The organism is Rhodococcus sp. Chr-9 (genome assembly GCF_000801125.1).
GTDB lineage: Bacteria > Actinomycetota > Actinomycetes > Mycobacteriales > Mycobacteriaceae > Rhodococcus > Rhodococcus pyridinivorans.
Map to the genome: position 1 here is coordinate 425,373 of NZ_JTIZ01000122.1, position 15,272 is coordinate 440,644.

Annotated in this window: 13 protein-coding genes and 4 tRNA genes; 11 read left to right on the forward strand and 6 right to left on the reverse strand. The window is 68.3% G+C overall.

What is annotated here, in order from left to right; genetic code table 11:
* Nucleotides 1-39 precede the first annotated feature (39 nt).
* Both QR64_RS21090 and QR64_RS21095 read right to left on the reverse strand, forming a co-directional pair.
* Nucleotides 40-1,275, reverse strand: coding sequence for a glycosyltransferase family 87 protein (locus QR64_RS21090; RefSeq protein ID WP_230809471.1), 1,236 nt, complete (start codon nt 1,273-1,275; stop codon nt 40-42).
* A gap of 63 nt (nt 1,276-1,338) precedes the next feature.
* A complete protein-coding gene (locus QR64_RS21095) occupies nt 1,339-2,898 on the reverse strand; it encodes an alpha/beta fold hydrolase (RefSeq protein ID WP_033096718.1) in 1,560 nt (519 codons plus the stop codon).
* Between the two features lie 165 nt (nt 2,899-3,063).
* On the opposite strand from QR64_RS21095, the gene zapE reads away from it, so the two are divergent.
* Nucleotides 3,064-4,077, forward strand: coding sequence for a cell division protein ZapE (gene zapE / locus QR64_RS21100; protein ID WP_006551373.1), 1,014 nt, complete (start codon nt 3,064-3,066; stop codon nt 4,075-4,077).
* A gap of 52 nt (nt 4,078-4,129) precedes the next feature.
* On the opposite strand, the gene QR64_RS21105 is transcribed toward zapE, so the two are convergent.
* On the reverse strand, nt 4,130-4,699 hold the full coding sequence (locus QR64_RS21105; protein WP_006551374.1) for a GNAT family N-acetyltransferase: 570 nt from the start codon (nt 4,697-4,699) through the stop codon (nt 4,130-4,132).
* A 400-nt stretch (nt 4,700-5,099) separates the two neighbouring features.
* Here QR64_RS21105 and QR64_RS21110 point away from each other — a divergent pair, with 400 nt between their 5' ends.
* Nucleotides 5,100-5,594 (forward strand): 2-isopropylmalate synthase, encoded by a 495-nt coding sequence (locus tag QR64_RS21110; protein ID WP_006551375.1) that lies wholly within the window; start codon nt 5,100-5,102, stop codon nt 5,592-5,594.
* Between the two features lie 157 nt (nt 5,595-5,751).
* On the opposite strand, the gene QR64_RS21115 is transcribed toward QR64_RS21110, so the two are convergent.
* The 3 genes from QR64_RS21115 to QR64_RS21125 form a co-directional block, all read right to left on the reverse strand.
* A tRNA-Val gene (locus QR64_RS21115) sits at nt 5,752-5,823 on the reverse strand.
* Between the two features lies 1 nt (nt 5,824).
* Nucleotides 5,825-5,895: transfer RNA gene (locus QR64_RS21120), tRNA-Cys, on the reverse strand.
* Between the two features lie 25 nt (nt 5,896-5,920).
* Nucleotides 5,921-5,993, reverse strand: a tRNA-Gly gene (locus QR64_RS21125).
* Between the two features lie 433 nt (nt 5,994-6,426).
* Between QR64_RS21125 and QR64_RS21130 the strand changes: the two genes are divergently transcribed.
* The 9 genes from QR64_RS21130 to pdxS all read left to right on the forward strand — a co-directional run bounded on the left by QR64_RS21130 (nt 6,427) and on the right by pdxS (nt 15,271).
* Nucleotides 6,427-6,498, forward strand: a tRNA-Val gene (locus QR64_RS21130).
* 238 nt (nt 6,499-6,736) lie between these two features.
* Nucleotides 6,737-7,387: a DUF742 domain-containing protein gene (locus tag QR64_RS21135; protein WP_039587072.1), complete on the forward strand. Its 651-nt coding sequence runs from the start codon at nt 6,737-6,739 to the stop codon at nt 7,385-7,387.
* Between the two features lie 142 nt (nt 7,388-7,529).
* Nucleotides 7,530-9,608 (forward strand): threonine--tRNA ligase, encoded by a 2,079-nt coding sequence (gene thrS, locus QR64_RS21140; RefSeq protein WP_006551377.1) that lies wholly within the window; start codon nt 7,530-7,532, stop codon nt 9,606-9,608.
* A gap of 59 nt (nt 9,609-9,667) precedes the next feature.
* Entirely contained in the window at nt 9,668-10,189 is a 522-nt protein-coding gene (locus QR64_RS21145) for an HIT family protein (protein WP_051121556.1), read from the forward strand.
* Between the two features lie 151 nt (nt 10,190-10,340).
* Nucleotides 10,341-11,012, forward strand: a complete 672-nt coding sequence (gene pgsA, locus QR64_RS21150; protein ID WP_006551379.1) for a phosphatidylinositol phosphate synthase — start codon at nt 10,341-10,343, stop codon at nt 11,010-11,012.
* Nucleotides 11,009-11,911, forward strand: coding sequence for a phosphatidylinositol mannoside acyltransferase (locus QR64_RS21155; RefSeq protein WP_006551380.1), 903 nt, complete (start codon nt 11,009-11,011; stop codon nt 11,909-11,911). The genes pgsA and QR64_RS21155 overlap by 4 nt, the downstream gene beginning before the upstream one ends.
* Nucleotides 11,912-13,039, forward strand: a complete 1,128-nt coding sequence (locus QR64_RS21160) for a glycosyltransferase family 4 protein (protein ID WP_024100742.1) — start codon at nt 11,912-11,914, stop codon at nt 13,037-13,039.
* A complete protein-coding gene (locus tag QR64_RS21165; RefSeq protein ID WP_019289238.1) occupies nt 13,036-14,118 on the forward strand; it encodes an NUDIX hydrolase in 1,083 nt (360 codons plus the stop codon). Before QR64_RS21160 ends, QR64_RS21165 begins: the two co-directional genes overlap by 4 nt.
* A gap of 250 nt (nt 14,119-14,368) precedes the next feature.
* Complete coding sequence (pdxS, locus tag QR64_RS21170) at nt 14,369-15,271, forward strand: pyridoxal 5'-phosphate synthase lyase subunit PdxS (RefSeq protein WP_006551383.1); 903 nt, start codon at nt 14,369-14,371, stop codon at nt 15,269-15,271.
* The last annotated feature ends 1 nt before the right edge of the window (nt 15,272 follow it).

Here is a 15,272-nt window from a genome sequence, read left to right on the forward strand (position 1 = left end):
CGCTCGGCGCGCGCGTCACGTCTGCACCGGCACGGACGATCACGTCCGTGCGGGCTGCTTCTCCTCGAGCAGGTGCGACGGCTCGATGCCGTCTGCCAGGCGCCCTTCGCGCTTCGCGACGAGGTAACGGTCGAGCAGGACGGCGAAGACGACGATGAGCAGCAGCGACCAGCCGAAGGTTGTCTTCATGTACTCCGCCGCGCGCCCGGCCTCCACCCACCGGTTCGACAGCCACGAGTCGTAGCTCAGGAAGCCGTAGACGGCGAGCCAGGCGGGCCAGTTCCGCATCACGGAGTTCGGCAGCAGCACCGTCATCAGCAGAGGGAACAGCATCATCGAGTAGTACATCTGGCCGAGCGATCCGAGCAGGAACGAAGCCGCGAGCAACACACCGCCGGCGGTGCACACGAAGAACACCTCGTCGTGGCGGCAGTAGCGGTAGAGCAACCACACCGACACCGCGACCATCACCGCGAGCACCGCCCGCAGACCGAAGATCAGCCAGGCCGGGAGCCCGTAGTACATGCCGTTGCCGACGATCGCGCTGTTGAAGTAGTCGCGGGACTCGAGCAGGTACGGCACGGTGTGCTCGACGAACTGCCACGCGTCGACCGACAGGGGCCACGCGATGATCGTCAGCGCGATCGGGACACCCGCGGCGGTGATGAAGACCTTCCACTGTCCGCGCACGAGCGGGAGCAACAGCAGGGGAGCGAGGATCGGTTTGACGGCGAAGGTCAGGCCGAGCGCAGCCCCCGCCCACAGATCACGTCGTTTGAGCAGCAGCGTCAGGAACGCGATCTCGCCGAGCAGGACGAGACCGTTGATGTTCGTGAAGACGAGCGTGTTCGTCACCGTCTCGGACGCGAACGCGGCGAAGACCAGCACCGGCGCGATCGGCGAATCGAGTCGCAGACCGAACATGCGCAGCAACAGGTAGAGCGCGACGAGGATCGCGATCGCATTGGCGAGGATGAACAACCACCGCGACCGCTCGGGGTCGATCACCGCGATCGGGGCGATCAACAACGTGCCGGAAGGCGGATAGAGGTAGTGGGGATCGACCCACTGGAACTCGGCGGTGTACACCGGCCGGCGGTTGAGGAAGGCCAGCGCGGCGTTGTAGACCGGGGTGAAGTCGTCCGTCCGGAACCCGTTGACCGCTTTGATTACGACCCGGTGCAGAACCGTCAGTATGGCCAGGGGCCACACCACAGCCTTGACCACCTCGGCGGTCGTGCGTGCGGTCCGGGGTTCGAGACTTCTGAGGAACACTACGGCACGGTACACCGCGGGCCTGCGGACCCGTGCACACGCCCTGCCCCCGACCGGGGAACGTCACGCGGGGCACAGGCTCCCGTTGGGTGGAAGTTCTCCGTCGGACAGATAGGTCTCCACCCGCGCCTGCACGCATCCCGAGTGCAGGACCGCCGAGTAACCGGCACCCTGCCACGACAGTGACGCCCAGGCGATACCGCCTGCGGTGAGCACACCGGTCACCGACTCCACGCCGGCATTGCCCACGACCGGGTCCGCGGCCCCCGAGGAGACGAGCACGGGCACGTCGAGCGCCGCCGGCAGCGGCGGGGGAGGCAGGCTCGGCCACGCCGCACATGCCGTCAGGCCCGTCGCCAGATCCGCGCCGTACAGCGGATAGAGGGTGGACCAACTCCGGGCGAGATCGCCCGCGTGGGTCGGGGTCGGCCAGCGCTGTCCGTCGCTGCACCGGGCGACGAACTGACCGTCCGTCGAGAGCCTCTCCTCGGCCACACCGACCAGTTCGATGAGCGGCATGACATCGCCGTCCCGCGCGGCTGCGAGGACGTCCGCCACCTCACGGACGCGGGCCTGCAGATCGGCGCGCGGCGTGCCGAGGACACCCGTCAGCGCCGTGAGGAAGGAATTGGCCGAGACCGGCGCGAGTTCACCCTCGGTGGCCTGCTCGTGCAGATCCTCGATCGCCGCGCGCGGATCGTCGCCCAGGGCGCAGTCGAGGGCGGTGCACTGCCGGGCGAAGGCATCGACGGCGGCCTCCGCGCCGCGGGCCTGCGACTCGGCCATGAGTTCGGCGTCGGCGGTGGCCGCGGCGGGGGAGTCGAGGACGAGACGGCCGACCGCGCCCGGATAGGCGGCGGCGTAGGCGAGCGCGACCGTCGCACCGTTCCCCACCCCGAGGAGACCGATCCGGTCCACGCCCCATGCCTGCCGGAGGCGTTCGATGTCGTCGGCGGCGTGTGATGCGCCGAACATCAGCTGCTGCGGCTGCAGGTAGTCGGTGCACGAGACGGTCGCCTGACGACCCAGATCGGCGACGCGTTCGGGTGCATCGCCGGTGCGGCCGAATTGTCCGAGATCGCCGAGACCGCGACGATCAGCAGGAAAGATGCAGTCGATCGCGAGCGAGTTGCCGATCCCGCGCCGATCCACCGCGACGATCGGACGCATCGCCAGTGCACCCGACATCGCGCCGGTCGCCATGGCGGTCAGTGCGCGCGTCGACGCGACGTCGGCGCCGGTCGTGAGAACCAGCGGCGCCACGTCGGTGGGGGTGTCGGGCAGTCGTGCGCGCATGACTGCCAGCGGGAAGGTGCCCGTCACGGTGCCGGCCGCATCGATCGGGGCGACGACCTCCGCGCACTCGAGAACGAGGCCCTGGGCACCCGGCGGTGCGTCGAACGAGGAGAGCGTCTCGTCCGTGCAGTTCCGCCACGCCGGTTCGGCCGACGGCACCGGAAGTTCGGGTACCTCGGTCTCGTCCTGCGGGGTCCCGTCGACGGCGACACCGGGATCGTCGCGCACCACGGCGACGTCGGGACGTATCGACGGTCCTGCTCCGCACGCGGTCGACGCCGCGGCAACCGTGATCAACATCGCGGCGATCACTCCCGATCTGCGCATGCGCACAGCCTGCCAGGTTCACCGGCGGCCGCGCGCAACCGGTGGTCGAGCGGCCGATCCGAAGTGTCCTCCCGGTGCATGACGCCGAGGTGAACGCCGTGTGAAGTAGGTCGCATTCCGGATTCGAGTGAGGATCCGAGCATGATGCGGTCGTACCCTGGGCTGATGCACGAACGTCTCGTCGACCGCAATCCGGTGGTGCCTGCAGACCAGTTGGTGGCGCAGATGGTGCCCCCCGCGATGTTCGACGAGGTGAGCTTCGAGTCGTACATTCCGGATCCGAACGAGCCGAGCCAGGCGGCCGCGGTGACGACCGCTGCGGAGTTCGTCGGCAAGATCGGGAAGATCCGCGGCGGCAAGCGCGGCCTGTTCGGCCGCCGCTCCCAGCCGCAGGGGGCCGGCCTCTACCTCGACGGCGGCTTCGGCGTGGGCAAGACCCACCTGCTCGCCTCGATCTTCCACAGCGCACCCGCGCCCAAGGCCTTCGGCACGTTCGTCGAGCTCACCCACGTCGTCGGCGCCCTCGGGTTCAACAAGGCCGTCGAGGAGCTGTCGAACCACAGCGTGCTGTGCATCGACGAGTTCGAACTCGACGATCCGGGCGACACCATGCTCGTCTCGCGCCTGCTGACCGAACTGTCGGCCCGCGGCGTCTCGATCGTCGCGACCTCCAACACGCTCCCCGGCCAGCTGGGTGAGGGACGGTTCGCGGCACAGGACTTCCTGCGCGAGATCAAGAAGCTCGCGTCGATCTTCGAGACCATCCGCGTCGACGGCCCCGACTACCGTCACCGCGACCTGCCGCCTGCACCCGATCCGGTCGACTCGGCAGAGCTCACCGAGCGCGCCGACGCGATTCCGGGTGCGACGCTCGACGACTTCGACGAGCTGTGCGCGCACCTGAGCACGCTGCACCCGTCCCGTTACGGCAAGCTCGTCGAGGGTGTCCCCGCCGTCTTCCTCGAGGGTGTGCACCCGGCGAAGGACCAGTCGGTGGCCCTACGTCTGGTGGTCCTCGCCGACCGCATGTACGACGCGAGCATCCCCGTGACGGTCTCCGGCGCCAAGCTCGACGAGATCTTCACGCCCGAGATGCTCGCGGGCGGCTACCGCAAGAAGTACCTGCGCGCGACGTCCCGTCTGCTGGCGCTGTCCCGATTCGAGGTTGCCGCGGGCTGATCGGATACCCGGCGCTCATGCGCGCCGGGTCGACCTCCACCCCATCACCGGCTCACCGGCCGGCATCCCTTCGGAGGGTGCGCTGCATGACGAAATCGTCGTGCGTCTGCGCCCCCACGACGAACGTGCGCGTGCCCACCACCTCGAAGCCCTGCTTCTCGTAGAAGCGCCGGGCGCGGGTGTTCTCCTGGTTGACGCCGAGCCACAGGCCCACACGCCCGAGTGTGTGGGCCCGCGCGACGATCGCATCCATGAGCGCCGCAGAGATTCCGGAACCGTGATGGCCCGGCATCACGTACAGCTTGCTGATCTCGATCGCCGGCCGCGCCGTGATCATCGCGTCGATCGCCGGATCCTCGGGAGCGGCGTCCACTGCCATCAGATAACCGACGATCTCCTCACCCGCGCGCGCCTCGAGAACGATGCGTTCGGGGGAGGACAGGTACTCGGCGAACTTCTCCGCGCTGAGGGTGCGCTCGATGAAGTCGGCGATGTCGTCCTCGGCGGCGTCCTGAGGGCAGGCGAGCGGGAAGGTCGCGGCGGCGACCTGAGCGATTGCCTCGGCGTCCCAGATGCCCGCCTCGTCGACGGAGACTGCTTCTTCGAGTGGTGGCATGGACATGCACACCAGTGAAGCACTCGGACGGGACGATACGGCAGGTGCCCCGCGTGTCGATGCGAGACGGAGACACGAGCCCGGACGCGAGACGGAGAAGGGTCCGGATATGGCTGAACCCCAGCCTTGGATGGGGGGTCATGGCTGGGGTTCGACACCATCGGGGGGATGGCAACATCCACGCTACATGAGGGATCCCTCAGGTTCCAGCGACCGTGGTCACGGTTGCGTCACACGGTCCCGTGGATGCGACTTGCACGAAATGTCGGTGCGTTGTACCGTCGCGGCTATGAAGCGCGTACTCGTAGTTCACCGCCGTAGCGGGGTCTGATTCGGACCGACCCCTCGCTGCGGGTCGTTGAGCTACGCGTCGGTCCTTCCTTCTCGTGGAAGACCACTACGAACGATGAACGCCTTCACCTCCTTCTCGGGTTTCGCTCCGATGTTCCCCTCTGGCACCCCTGATGCCGATCCGTTCTTCGCCCGCTACGGACGCGGCCTTCCTCGGGGATTGCGCGAGGAAGCCTCCGGCATGAGTTGGACGGAGTTCGAATCCACCTACGGTGCGCAGCACGGCCCGGTCCGCCTCGGTGGCTGGACCGCGACGGCCCTGGGTGCGGGACGCAGCGCCTTCGAGGCGACGATCGCGATCGGCGACACGATCCATACGGCATCCGCCACGACCTGCGGACCGATCGCCGCGATGACCGCGATGCTGTACGACCTCGGGCTGAACATCGAGATCCTGTCGTTCCACCGCCACGACCTCGGTGAGATGTCCGCGACCTTCCTGCTGTGCCGCTCCGGCGAGCGCACGACCTGGGTGATGGGCACGGGCGAGACCGGCAACGAGTCGTCGCTGCGGGCGATGATCGCGGGGATCAACACGCTCGGCGCGTGACGCGCCGGTCCGGTGCGGGGGAATACCTCCGCACCGGATCACCCGTTGCCGGATTCTCACCGGGTGGCCCGGACGATCGGCGGTCTCCACGAACGAATGCGTCTCCACGAACGAATGAAGGCTCCCTTCGAAATTCGAAGGGAGCCTTCATCTTCTGTGCGCGATACTGGGATTGAACCAGTGACCTCTTCCGTGTCAGGGAAGCGCTCTCCCGCTGAGCTAATCGCGCGAGGTGGAGACGGGAATCGAACCCGTGTGCACGGCTTTGCAGGCCGTTGCCTCACCACTCGGCCACTCCACCGTAAAAGGTCGAGTCCAACCTCTCGAGCGGATGACGGGATTCGAACCCGCGACCCTCACCTTGGCAAGGTGATGCGCTACCAGCTGCGCTACATCCGCATTCGCACCGTTCGGCGTCGTGCTCTCCGTGGTGCGGTTCAAAACAGTAGCCGAGCATCTACGAAACGCACAAATCCGCAGGTCAACGGCAGAAAACCGGCAGATTTCGCGAAGGTGACGGGCTGATGACCCCTGCGGGAGGCGACGAATAGGGCTTCGGAGGCCGAGCCCGCGTCCCCCGCTCGTGTCGCTCCGGCCGACACTTGCGTTCCCCGGTCCTCCCGAGTTGAGGGCCGTCCACGTCCCGGGGCTCCGGGTGCGCCTTCTCGTCTCTACGAGCACGGTTTCCTGCCCGCTCGCGTACGCGCGCGAGAGGCGCCACCCGAACGCGCTGCACGGAACATCCGCGTCGAAACGCTGGGACCAGGCGATTCGTCTTCATGGCGGGAGCGTGTTAGTGTTCCATCTCGTTCGAGCCGCTGCGGAGCGGCCCGGTCCCGTGGCTCAGTGGAAGAGCGTCCCGTTCACACCGGGGAGGTCGCTGGTTCGATCCCAGCCGGGACCACCGAGATCGGCAGTGACGAAAGGCACCCCCGCAGGGGTGCCTTTTTTCGTACCTTGATGAAATCGTTGAGCGAGCGTGGCGCCCGGTCGGGTGGTCGCCCGCGAGCGCTTGTTTCCTTCGAACCGCAACGGCCCCCTCGGGCCCGACCACGCGTGTCGTGTGGGCACAGCTGTGGTGCTTGTGGCCGAAGTGCGCGTAGTGATGGCAGGATCGTGGTCGTCGAGGAGGGCACGTCCGGATGAGCGTTGCGGACAGCGAATGGCCGGTCGTGGGGGCGACCGGAGCGAGATTCGGATCCGGTCGGTCCCGTCGACGTCGGCGGCCGGCGGATCACGCCGTGCCGGTACGGAATCACCGCGAGCCGGGCCCCGTCGTGGACGAGGTCACGGCAGCCGAGATGTACCGTCCCGCAGCGCAGCCGGTCGACACAGCGCAGCCGGTCGACACAGCGCAGCCGGTCGACAGAGTGTTGTCGGGCGGTGCAGCGCAGCCGGCCGGCCGGAATGCGGGCACCGGGACCAGTGTGGGAATCGAGGACATGAACCAGCCAGAGACGTCGTCGTTCGTGCGCCCGTTCGTGCGGAGCGGGGGACGCACCCGAGCCGAGGTGGAGCTGCCTCTCGAAGTGCTCGTGTCGGCCGTCCCCTCCGCGATGGGCAGTGAGTCCGGTCCGGCGATGGACGAGCATCGCCTCGTGCTGGCGTTGTGCGCCCAGCCGAGATCGATCATGGAGATCGCGGCCCTCGCGCAGATCCCGCTCGGTGTCGCGCGCGTGCTCGTCGGGGATCTCGCGGCGACCGGCGAGATCACCGTGCACCGCACGGCCGACAAGGTGGGACCGAACGTCGAACTGCTCGAACGGGTGCTGACGGGTCTCAACCACCTCTGAGTTTCTCCGCTCGGCTCCCTGTGTTCGCTGCCCGGGCGGATGTCGATAGCATGATGAAGTTGCCGTGTGCTTGCGATCGTCGACCGCAGCACGCGTCCGGCGACGACCACGTATCAGGCATCGAGCCGAGGAGTCCGTCACAGTGACCACGCCCGCATCCGCGAAACCAGCCACGATCGTCCGGGTGCCCGCGGGGACCACTGCGGGCGCGGCGGTCCGTGACGCGGGTCTGCCCACCAAGGGACCCGAGACGATCGTGGTCGTCCGCGACTCGGAAGGCACGCTGCACGATCTTTCGTGGACGCCGGAATCGGACGTCGAGGTCGAGGCCGTCGGCGCCGACACCGAGGACGGTCGCAGCGTCATCCGACACTCGGCCGCCCACGTGCTCGCACAGGCCGTGCAGCAGGAGTTCCCGGAGGCGAAGCTCGGCATCGGCCCGCCCATCCGCGACGGCTTCTACTACGACTTCCAGGTCGAGCGTCCCTTCACGCCCGAAGATCTCGCGAAGCTCGAGAAGCGGATGAAGAAGATCGTCAAGGATGCCCAGCGCTTCTCGCGTCGCGTCGTCGACAGCCTCGAGGACGCCCGCGAGGAATTGAAGGACGAACCGTTCAAACTCGAACTCATCGACGACAAGGCAGGAAGCAGTGACTTCGAGCCGGACCCCGAGGTGATGGAGGTCGGCGGCAAGGAACTGACCATCTACGACAACCTCAACCCCCGCACGGGTGAGCTCGTCTGGAAGGACCTGTGCCGCGGCCCGCACGTGCCCACCACCAAGTTCATCCCGGCGTTCAAGCTCACGCGCAGTTCCGCGGCCTACTGGCGCGGCGACCAGGACAACGCCGGCCTGCAGCGCATCTACGGCACGGCCTGGGAGTCCACCGAGGCGCTCGACGCGCACCTCGAACTCCTCGCCGAGGCCGAGCGCCGCGACCACCGCAAGCTCGGCACCGAACTCGACCTGTTCTCGTTTCCCGACGAGCTCGGCTCGGGACTGCCGGTCTTCCATCCGAAGGGCGGCATCATCCGCCAGGAGATGGAGAACTACTCGCGTCAGCGGCACGTCGAGGCCGGCTACGAGTTCGTGTACTCGCCGCACATCACCAAGGGCCACCTCTACGAGGTCTCCGGTCACCTCGACTGGTACCGCGACGGCATGTTCCCGGCGATGCACATCGACGAGGAGCTCAACGAGGACGGCACGGTTCGCAAGCCGGGTCAGGACTACTACCTCAAGCCGATGAACTGCCCGATGCACGACCTGATCTTCCGGTCGCGAGGCCGCTCGTACCGCGAGCTGCCGCTTCGCATGTTCGAGTTCGGATCCGTCTACCGCTACGAGAAGTCCGGTGTGATCCACGGACTCACCCGTGTGCGCGGCATGACGCAGGACGACGCGCACATCTTCTGCACCCCGGAGCAGATGCGCGACGAGCTCACCAGCGTCCTGAAGTTCATCCTCGACCTGCTGAAGGATTACGGGCTCGACGACTACTACCTCGAACTGTCGACGAAGAATCCCAAGAAGTTCGTCGGCAGCGACGAGCTGTGGGACGTCGCGACCGACACCCTGCGTGAGGTCGCCGAGGCCTCGGGTCTGCACCTCGTCCCGGATCCGGGCGGTGCGGCCTTCTACGGTCCGAAAATCTCGGTGCAGGTCAAGGACGCCCTGGGCCGCAGCTGGCAGATGTCGACGATCCAGCTCGACTTCAATCTGCCGGAGCGATTCGAGCTCGAGTACACCGGCACCGACGGGGCGAAACACCGGCCCGTCATGATCCACCGGGCGCTCTTCGGGTCGATCGAGAGGTTCTTCGGCGTGCTCACCGAGCACTACGCCGGTGCCTTCCCGGCGTGGCTCTCGCCCGTCCAGGTCGTGGGCATTCCTGTGGCCGCGGACTTCGAGGACCACTTGTTCGACGTCGTGGGCAAGTTGAAGGCTCAGGGGATCCGGGCCGAGGTCGACGTCTCCGACGACCGTATGCAGAAGAAGATCCGCACCCACACCACGCAGAAGGTGCCGTTCATGCTGCTCGCCGGTGAGCGCGACGTCGCGGCGGGCGCGGTCAGTTTCCGTTTCCGCGACGGCACGCAGGTCAACGGCGTGCCGGTCGACGAGGCCGTGCGGATCGTGACCGAATGGGTCCGTCGCCGCGAGAACGCCTCGCCCACCGCCGAGCTCGTCGGTTCCGGTGGGGAAGGCAGCCCGTCGTGACGGGCGATCGCACTCCGGGGCCGGCCGACATCCCCGCGACCGACGACAGTCCCGCGTCGATGGTCGATCGCGGTGTGGGGGAGTCCGACCACCTGCAGCGCCTGTGGTCGCCGCACCGGATGTCGTACATCACCGAGTCCCCGCGAGGTCGCGACGAGCCGTACGAACCCTTTACCGATATCCCGAAGATGTCCGACGAGGAAGGTCTCGTCGTCGCTCGCGGCGAAACGGTGTACGCGGTGCTCAACCTGTACCCGTACAACCCGGGGCACCTGATGGTCGTACCGTATCGCCGGGTGGCCAACCTCGAGGACCTGACGCCCGAGGAGAGCGCCGAACTCATGCAGTTCGCGCAGCGGGCGCTCCGCGTCATCAAGCGCGTCTCGCGTCCGCACGGCTTCAACGTCGGCCTCAACCTCGGTGCCGCGGCGGGAGGCTCGCTGGCCGAGCATCTCCACCTGCACGTCGTGCCGCGCTGGGGCGGCGACGCCAACTTCATCACCGTCCTCGGTGGGTCGAAGGTCATGGTGCAGTTGCTGCGCGACACCCGTGCACTGCTCGCCTCGGCATGGGACGAGTGACAGCCTTCCCCGAGTCGTCGCGATCGCATCGTACGGCCGTGGTGCCGTTCGCGTGTCGATCCGCTGCGGGCCGACTGCGCATTCCCGGCCCTACTCGTGGCAGGATCGGATTCCGGACACAACGGTCGGACAGGAAGACAGGGGTCGCGGGATGCTGAGCTTCTTCGGGCGTGCGTCGGTGTCGAAGGTCACCGCGCCGCTCGGCAAGGCGCTGATCCGTACCGGCCTGACTCCGGACGCCGTCACAGTCGTCGGCACCGTCGCCACGATCGCCGCCGCCGTGACCCTGTTCCCCATGGGACACCTGTTCTGGGGTGCGATGGTCATCTGGCTGTTCGTCATGTTCGACATGCTCGACGGAGCCATGGCCCGGGCCCGCGGTGGCGGAACGCGCTTCGGCGCGGTTCTCGACGCGACCTGCGACCGGGTCGCCGACGGCGCGATCTTCGCCGGTCTCGCGTGGTGGGCCGTCTACCACGAGCAGAGTCGTCCGCTGTTCGTCGCCACCCTGCTCTGTCTGGTGACCTCGCAGGTCATCTCGTACGCGAAGGCGCGGGCCGAAGCGAGTGGACTGTCCGCCGACGGCGGTCTGATCGAACGACCCGACCGGCTCGTGATCGTGCTCGTCGGCGCCGGTCTCACCGGCCTCGGACTCGACTGGGCGATCCACATCGCCATGTGGCTGCTCGTCGTCGGATCGGTGATCACCGTCTTCCAGCGGGTGCTCGCCGTCCGCAACTCCGCGGGTGCGCGCGAACTGCTTCCCATCACGCCCCCGGCCGGGGGGACGACGGAGACCCGGGACGACGGGGGAGCACAGTGAGTGTCGGCGAGAAGGCGTCCGATCTCGCGTACGCGGGTGGCTGGCGCCTGGTCCGGGCACTGCCCGACGGCGTCGCGCGACGGTTGTTCGACGCCGGCGCCGACCATGCGGCGCGCCGTGGCGGCGGACCGCAGCAACTGCGCCGCAACCTCGCGCGGGTGCTCGGGGTGCAGCCGCACGAGGTGCCCGACGATCTGATCCGCCGGTCGGTCCGGTCCTACGCGCGCTACTGGCGCGAGGCGTTCCGCCTGCCATCGATGGATCTCGACGCGACCGCGAAGTCGATCGATTCGTCCATCGAGGGCCGTGAGCACATCGAGGCGGCGCTCGCCGCCGGTCGCGGCGCGATCCTGGCGCTGCCCCACAGTGGGAACTGGGATCTCGCCGGCGTGTGGTGCGTCCGCTACTTCGGCGGATTGACCACGGTCGCCGAGCGCCTGCGTCCGGAGTCCCTCTACCGCCGTTTCGTGGACTACCGCGAGGGTCTCGGTTTCGAGATCTTTCCCTCGAGCGGCGGGGAGACGCCGCCGTTCGGGGAGCTTGCCGCGCGGTTGCGCGACAACCGGATCGTGTGCCTGCTCGGCGAACGCGACCTCGCCCGCAAGGGAGTGCCGGTCACCTTCTTCGGCGAACCCACCCGCATGCCCGCCGGACCGGCGAAACTGGCCATCGACACCGGTGCGGCACTGTTGCCGGTGCACTGCTGGTTCACCGAGGACGGCTGGGGGTTCCGCGTGGATCCGGAGCTCGACGTGAGTGTCGGGATCGACGCTGCCACACAGGCCCTCGCCGACCGGTTCGCCGCCAACATCGCCGCCCACCCCGAGGACTGGCACATGCTGCAGCCGTTGTGGCTCGACGACTTGTCGGAGGCTCGCCGCGCCCGGATGGAGGCGTAGGTGAGGATCGGGATGGTCTGCCCGTACTCCTTCGACGTTCCCGGTGGAGTACAGGCACACGTCGTGGATCTCGCGGAGGTCCTCATCGGCCGCGGGCACGAGGTGAGTGTGCTGGCACCCGCGTCGGAGACGACGCCCCTGCCCGACTTCGTCGTCTCCGCCGGTCGCGCCGTCGCGATCCCGTACAACGGGTCCGTCGCGCGCCTGAGTTTCGGTCCGGTCTCCTATGCCCGGGTCCGCCGCTGGATCAACGACAACGATTTCGACGTCCTCCACATCCACGAACCGAACGCGCCGAGCCTGTCGATGCTCGCGCTCAAGGTGGCGGAAGGACCGATCGTCGCGACCTTCCACACGTCGACGACGAAATCGCTGGTGCTCAGCACCTTCCAGGGTGTCCTGCAGCCCTATCTCGAGAAGATCAGCGGCCGGATCGCGGTGTCCGAGCTGGCCCGGCGGTGGCAGGTCACCTCTCTCGGTGCCGATGCGGTCGAGATCCCCAACGGTGTGGACGTGCCGTTCTTCCGGCACGCCCCGCTGCTGCCGGGCTACCCGCGAGCGGGCCGCACGGTGCTCTTCCTCGGCCGGTACGACGAACCCCGCAAGGGCATGGAGATCCTGCTCGGCGCGTTGCCGGCGCTCGTCGCCCGACATCCCGACATCGAGATCCTCGTGGTCGGGCGCGGTGACGAGGACCGCTTGCGGAAGGAAGCGGGACGCTACTTCCGGCACTTGCGGCTGCTCGGGCAGGTCGACGACGACGAGAAGGCGTCCGCGATGCGCAGCGCCGACGTGTACTGCGCGCCGAACCTCGGTGGTGAGAGCTTCGGCATCGTGCTCGTCGAGGCCATGGCCGCGGGGACGGCGGTCGTCGCCTCCCAGCTCGACGCCTTCCGCCGGGTACTGCGCGACGGGCAGGCCGGGGTCCTCGTCCCGGTCGCCGATGCCGATGCGCTCGCGCGTGGACTCCTCGAGGTCCTCGACGACGACGACCGCCGGCAGGCATTGGTCGACTTCGGATCCACGGTGGTCGAAGCGTACGACTGGCCGGTGGTCGCAGATCAGATCCTGCGGGTCTACGAGACCGTCACCGTCGGTGCCGGCCCGGTGCGGGAGGTCCGGTCGTGACCGTCAGCGCGGTGACGATCCTCGTCCTGTCGCTGATCGCCGCCGTGGTCGTGGCGATCGGTGTGTGGGCCTATTCCACCGCCAACCGACTCGACCGCCTCCATGTGCGCTCGGATCTGTCCTGGCAGGCACTCGATGCGGCCCTGGCGCGTCGCGCGGCGGTCGTGCGGAGCATCGTGGCGTCGATCCCGGTCCCGGAGGGACGCACTCTCGCCCTGCTCGCCGATACTGCCGAACGTGCGGACCGCGCCCGGCGCGAGGAGGCCGAGAACGCGTTGTCGGCCTCCTTGGCACGGCTCGAGACCGGCCGGCTGCGCCCCCAACTCGTGGCCGAGCTCGCCGACGCGGAGGCGCGGGTGCTCATCGCCCGTCGTTTCCACAACGACGCGGTGCGCGACACCCTGGCGTTGCGCACCCGACGGCCGGTCCGCTGGTTGCACCTCGGGGGAACCGCGCCGCTGCCCACCTATTTCGAGATTGCCGAGCGGGCGGGTGCGGTCGCCACCGCGCCTCCGGCCGTTCCCGGCACGTCCCCTTCCTCAGGCGCGGCCACTGCTCCCGCTTCGCGGACCACCCCGGTGCCGGATCGGGCACGAACGTCGGCTCGCGTCGTGGTGCTCGACGAGGACGGCCGGGTCCTGCTGCTGCGCGGACACGACCCCGCGGTGCCCGAGCGGCACTTCTGGTTCACGATCGGTGGCGCCGTCGAACCCGGCGAGGACCTGGCGACGGCCGCGCTCCGGGAGCTCGCCGAGGAGACCGGTCTGCGGGTCGAGCGCGACCTCCTGTGCGGGCCGATGTGGCGGCGCGTGGCCGTCTTCCCGTTCAACGGTGAGGTCCTGCACTCGGAGGAGCTGTTCTTCTCGGTGCGGGTGCCGTCCTTCGAACCCGCTGCAGACGGCTTCACCGATCTCGAACGGAGCATGCGCCTCGACCATCGCTGGTTCGACGACGACGAACTGCAGGCGCTGGTGCGGTCCGGGAACCCGGTCTACCCGCACGATCTGCCCGAGCTCCTCGATGAGGCGAGGCAGGTCGCGACGCGGCGGCTGGAGCCCGAGATCCGCGCGATCCGGTGAAATTTTGAACCCTTTCGGTCCGGCCGCAGGGCCTCTCACGTAGAGATCCAGTTCGCGAAACTGGACGGTTCCTTTGGGGAATGCGCGGGATCTTCAGTGCCCGTCCGAGGAGTGGACCGGTGTGCGGCAGTCCAGTTGTTCCGAACTGGCTATAGGACCGGCTCGGCTGCGCCCCTAGGCTCGGTTCCGCTGCCCGTCGCCCGTGCGCCGGCAGCTTTCGCCGATCCGTCCACCGAGGAGGACTCCCATCGTGACCAGCCCCGACACCGCCCCCGTCACCGGTACCGCCCGCGTCAAGCGTGGCATGGCCGAGATGCTCAAGGGCGGGGTGATCATGGACGTGGTGACCCCCGAACAGGCGAAGATCGCCGAGGACGCCGGCGCGGTGGCGGTCATGGCCCTCGAACGCGTGCCCGCCGACATCCGCGCGCAGGGCGGCGTGTCGCGCATGAGCGATCCCGACATGATCGACGGCATCATCGAGGCCGTCTCGATCCCCGTCATGGCCAAGGCGCGCATCGGCCACTTCGTCGAAGCGCAGGTCCTGCAGGCCCTCGGGGTCGACTACATCGACGAGTCGGAGGTGCTCACCCCCGCCGACTACGAGAACCACATCGACAAGTTCGCGTTCACCGTGCCGTTCGTGTGCGGCGCAACGAATCTCGGTGAGGCACTGCGCCGTATCAACGAAGGCGCGGCGATGATCCGCTCCAAGGGCGAGGCCGGCACCGGCGACGTCTCGAACGCCACGACCCACATGCGCCGGATCCGCCAGGAGATCCGGCGCCTGAGCTCGCTTCCCGAGGACGAGCTCTACGTCGCCGCCAAGGAATTGCAGGCCCCCTACGACCTCGTCGTCGAGGTCGCCCGCGCCGGCAAGCTGCCCGTCACCCTCTTCACCGCCGGTGGCATCGCCACCCCCGCCGACGCCGCGATGATGATGCAGCTCGGGGCCGAGGGCGTGTTCGTCGGATCCGGAATCTTCAAGTCGGGCAACCCCGCCCAGCGTGCGGCCGCGATCGTCAAGGCCACCACCTTCCACGACGATCCCGACGTGCTCGCGAAGGTCTCGCGGGGCCTCGGCGAGGCGATGGTCGGTATCAACGTCGACGAGATCCCGCAGCCCCACCGGCTCGCCGAACGCGGCTGGTGAT

Excerpts from the sequence above, each read along its gene's own strand:
- zapE (WP_006551373.1), top strand. The coding sequence starts at position 3,064 with ATGCACGAACGTCTCGTCGACCGCAATCCGGTGGTGCCTGCAGACCAG.
- QR64_RS21110 (WP_006551375.1), top strand. The coding sequence starts at position 5,100 with ATGAACGCCTTCACCTCCTTCTCGGGTTTCGCTCCGATGTTCCCCTCT.
- QR64_RS21135 (WP_039587072.1), top strand. The coding sequence starts at position 6,737 with ATGAGCGTTGCGGACAGCGAATGGCCGGTCGTGGGGGCGACCGGAGCG.
- QR64_RS21145 (WP_051121556.1), top strand. The coding sequence starts at position 9,668 with ATGGTCGATCGCGGTGTGGGGGAGTCCGACCACCTGCAGCGCCTGTGG.
- QR64_RS21095 (WP_033096718.1), bottom strand. The coding sequence starts at position 2,898 with ATGCGCAGATCGGGAGTGATCGCCGCGATGTTGATCACGGTTGCCGCG.
- pgsA (WP_006551379.1), top strand. The coding sequence starts at position 10,341 with ATGCTGAGCTTCTTCGGGCGTGCGTCGGTGTCGAAGGTCACCGCGCCG.
- QR64_RS21105 (WP_006551374.1), bottom strand. The coding sequence starts at position 4,699 with ATGTCCATGCCACCACTCGAAGAAGCAGTCTCCGTCGACGAGGCGGGC.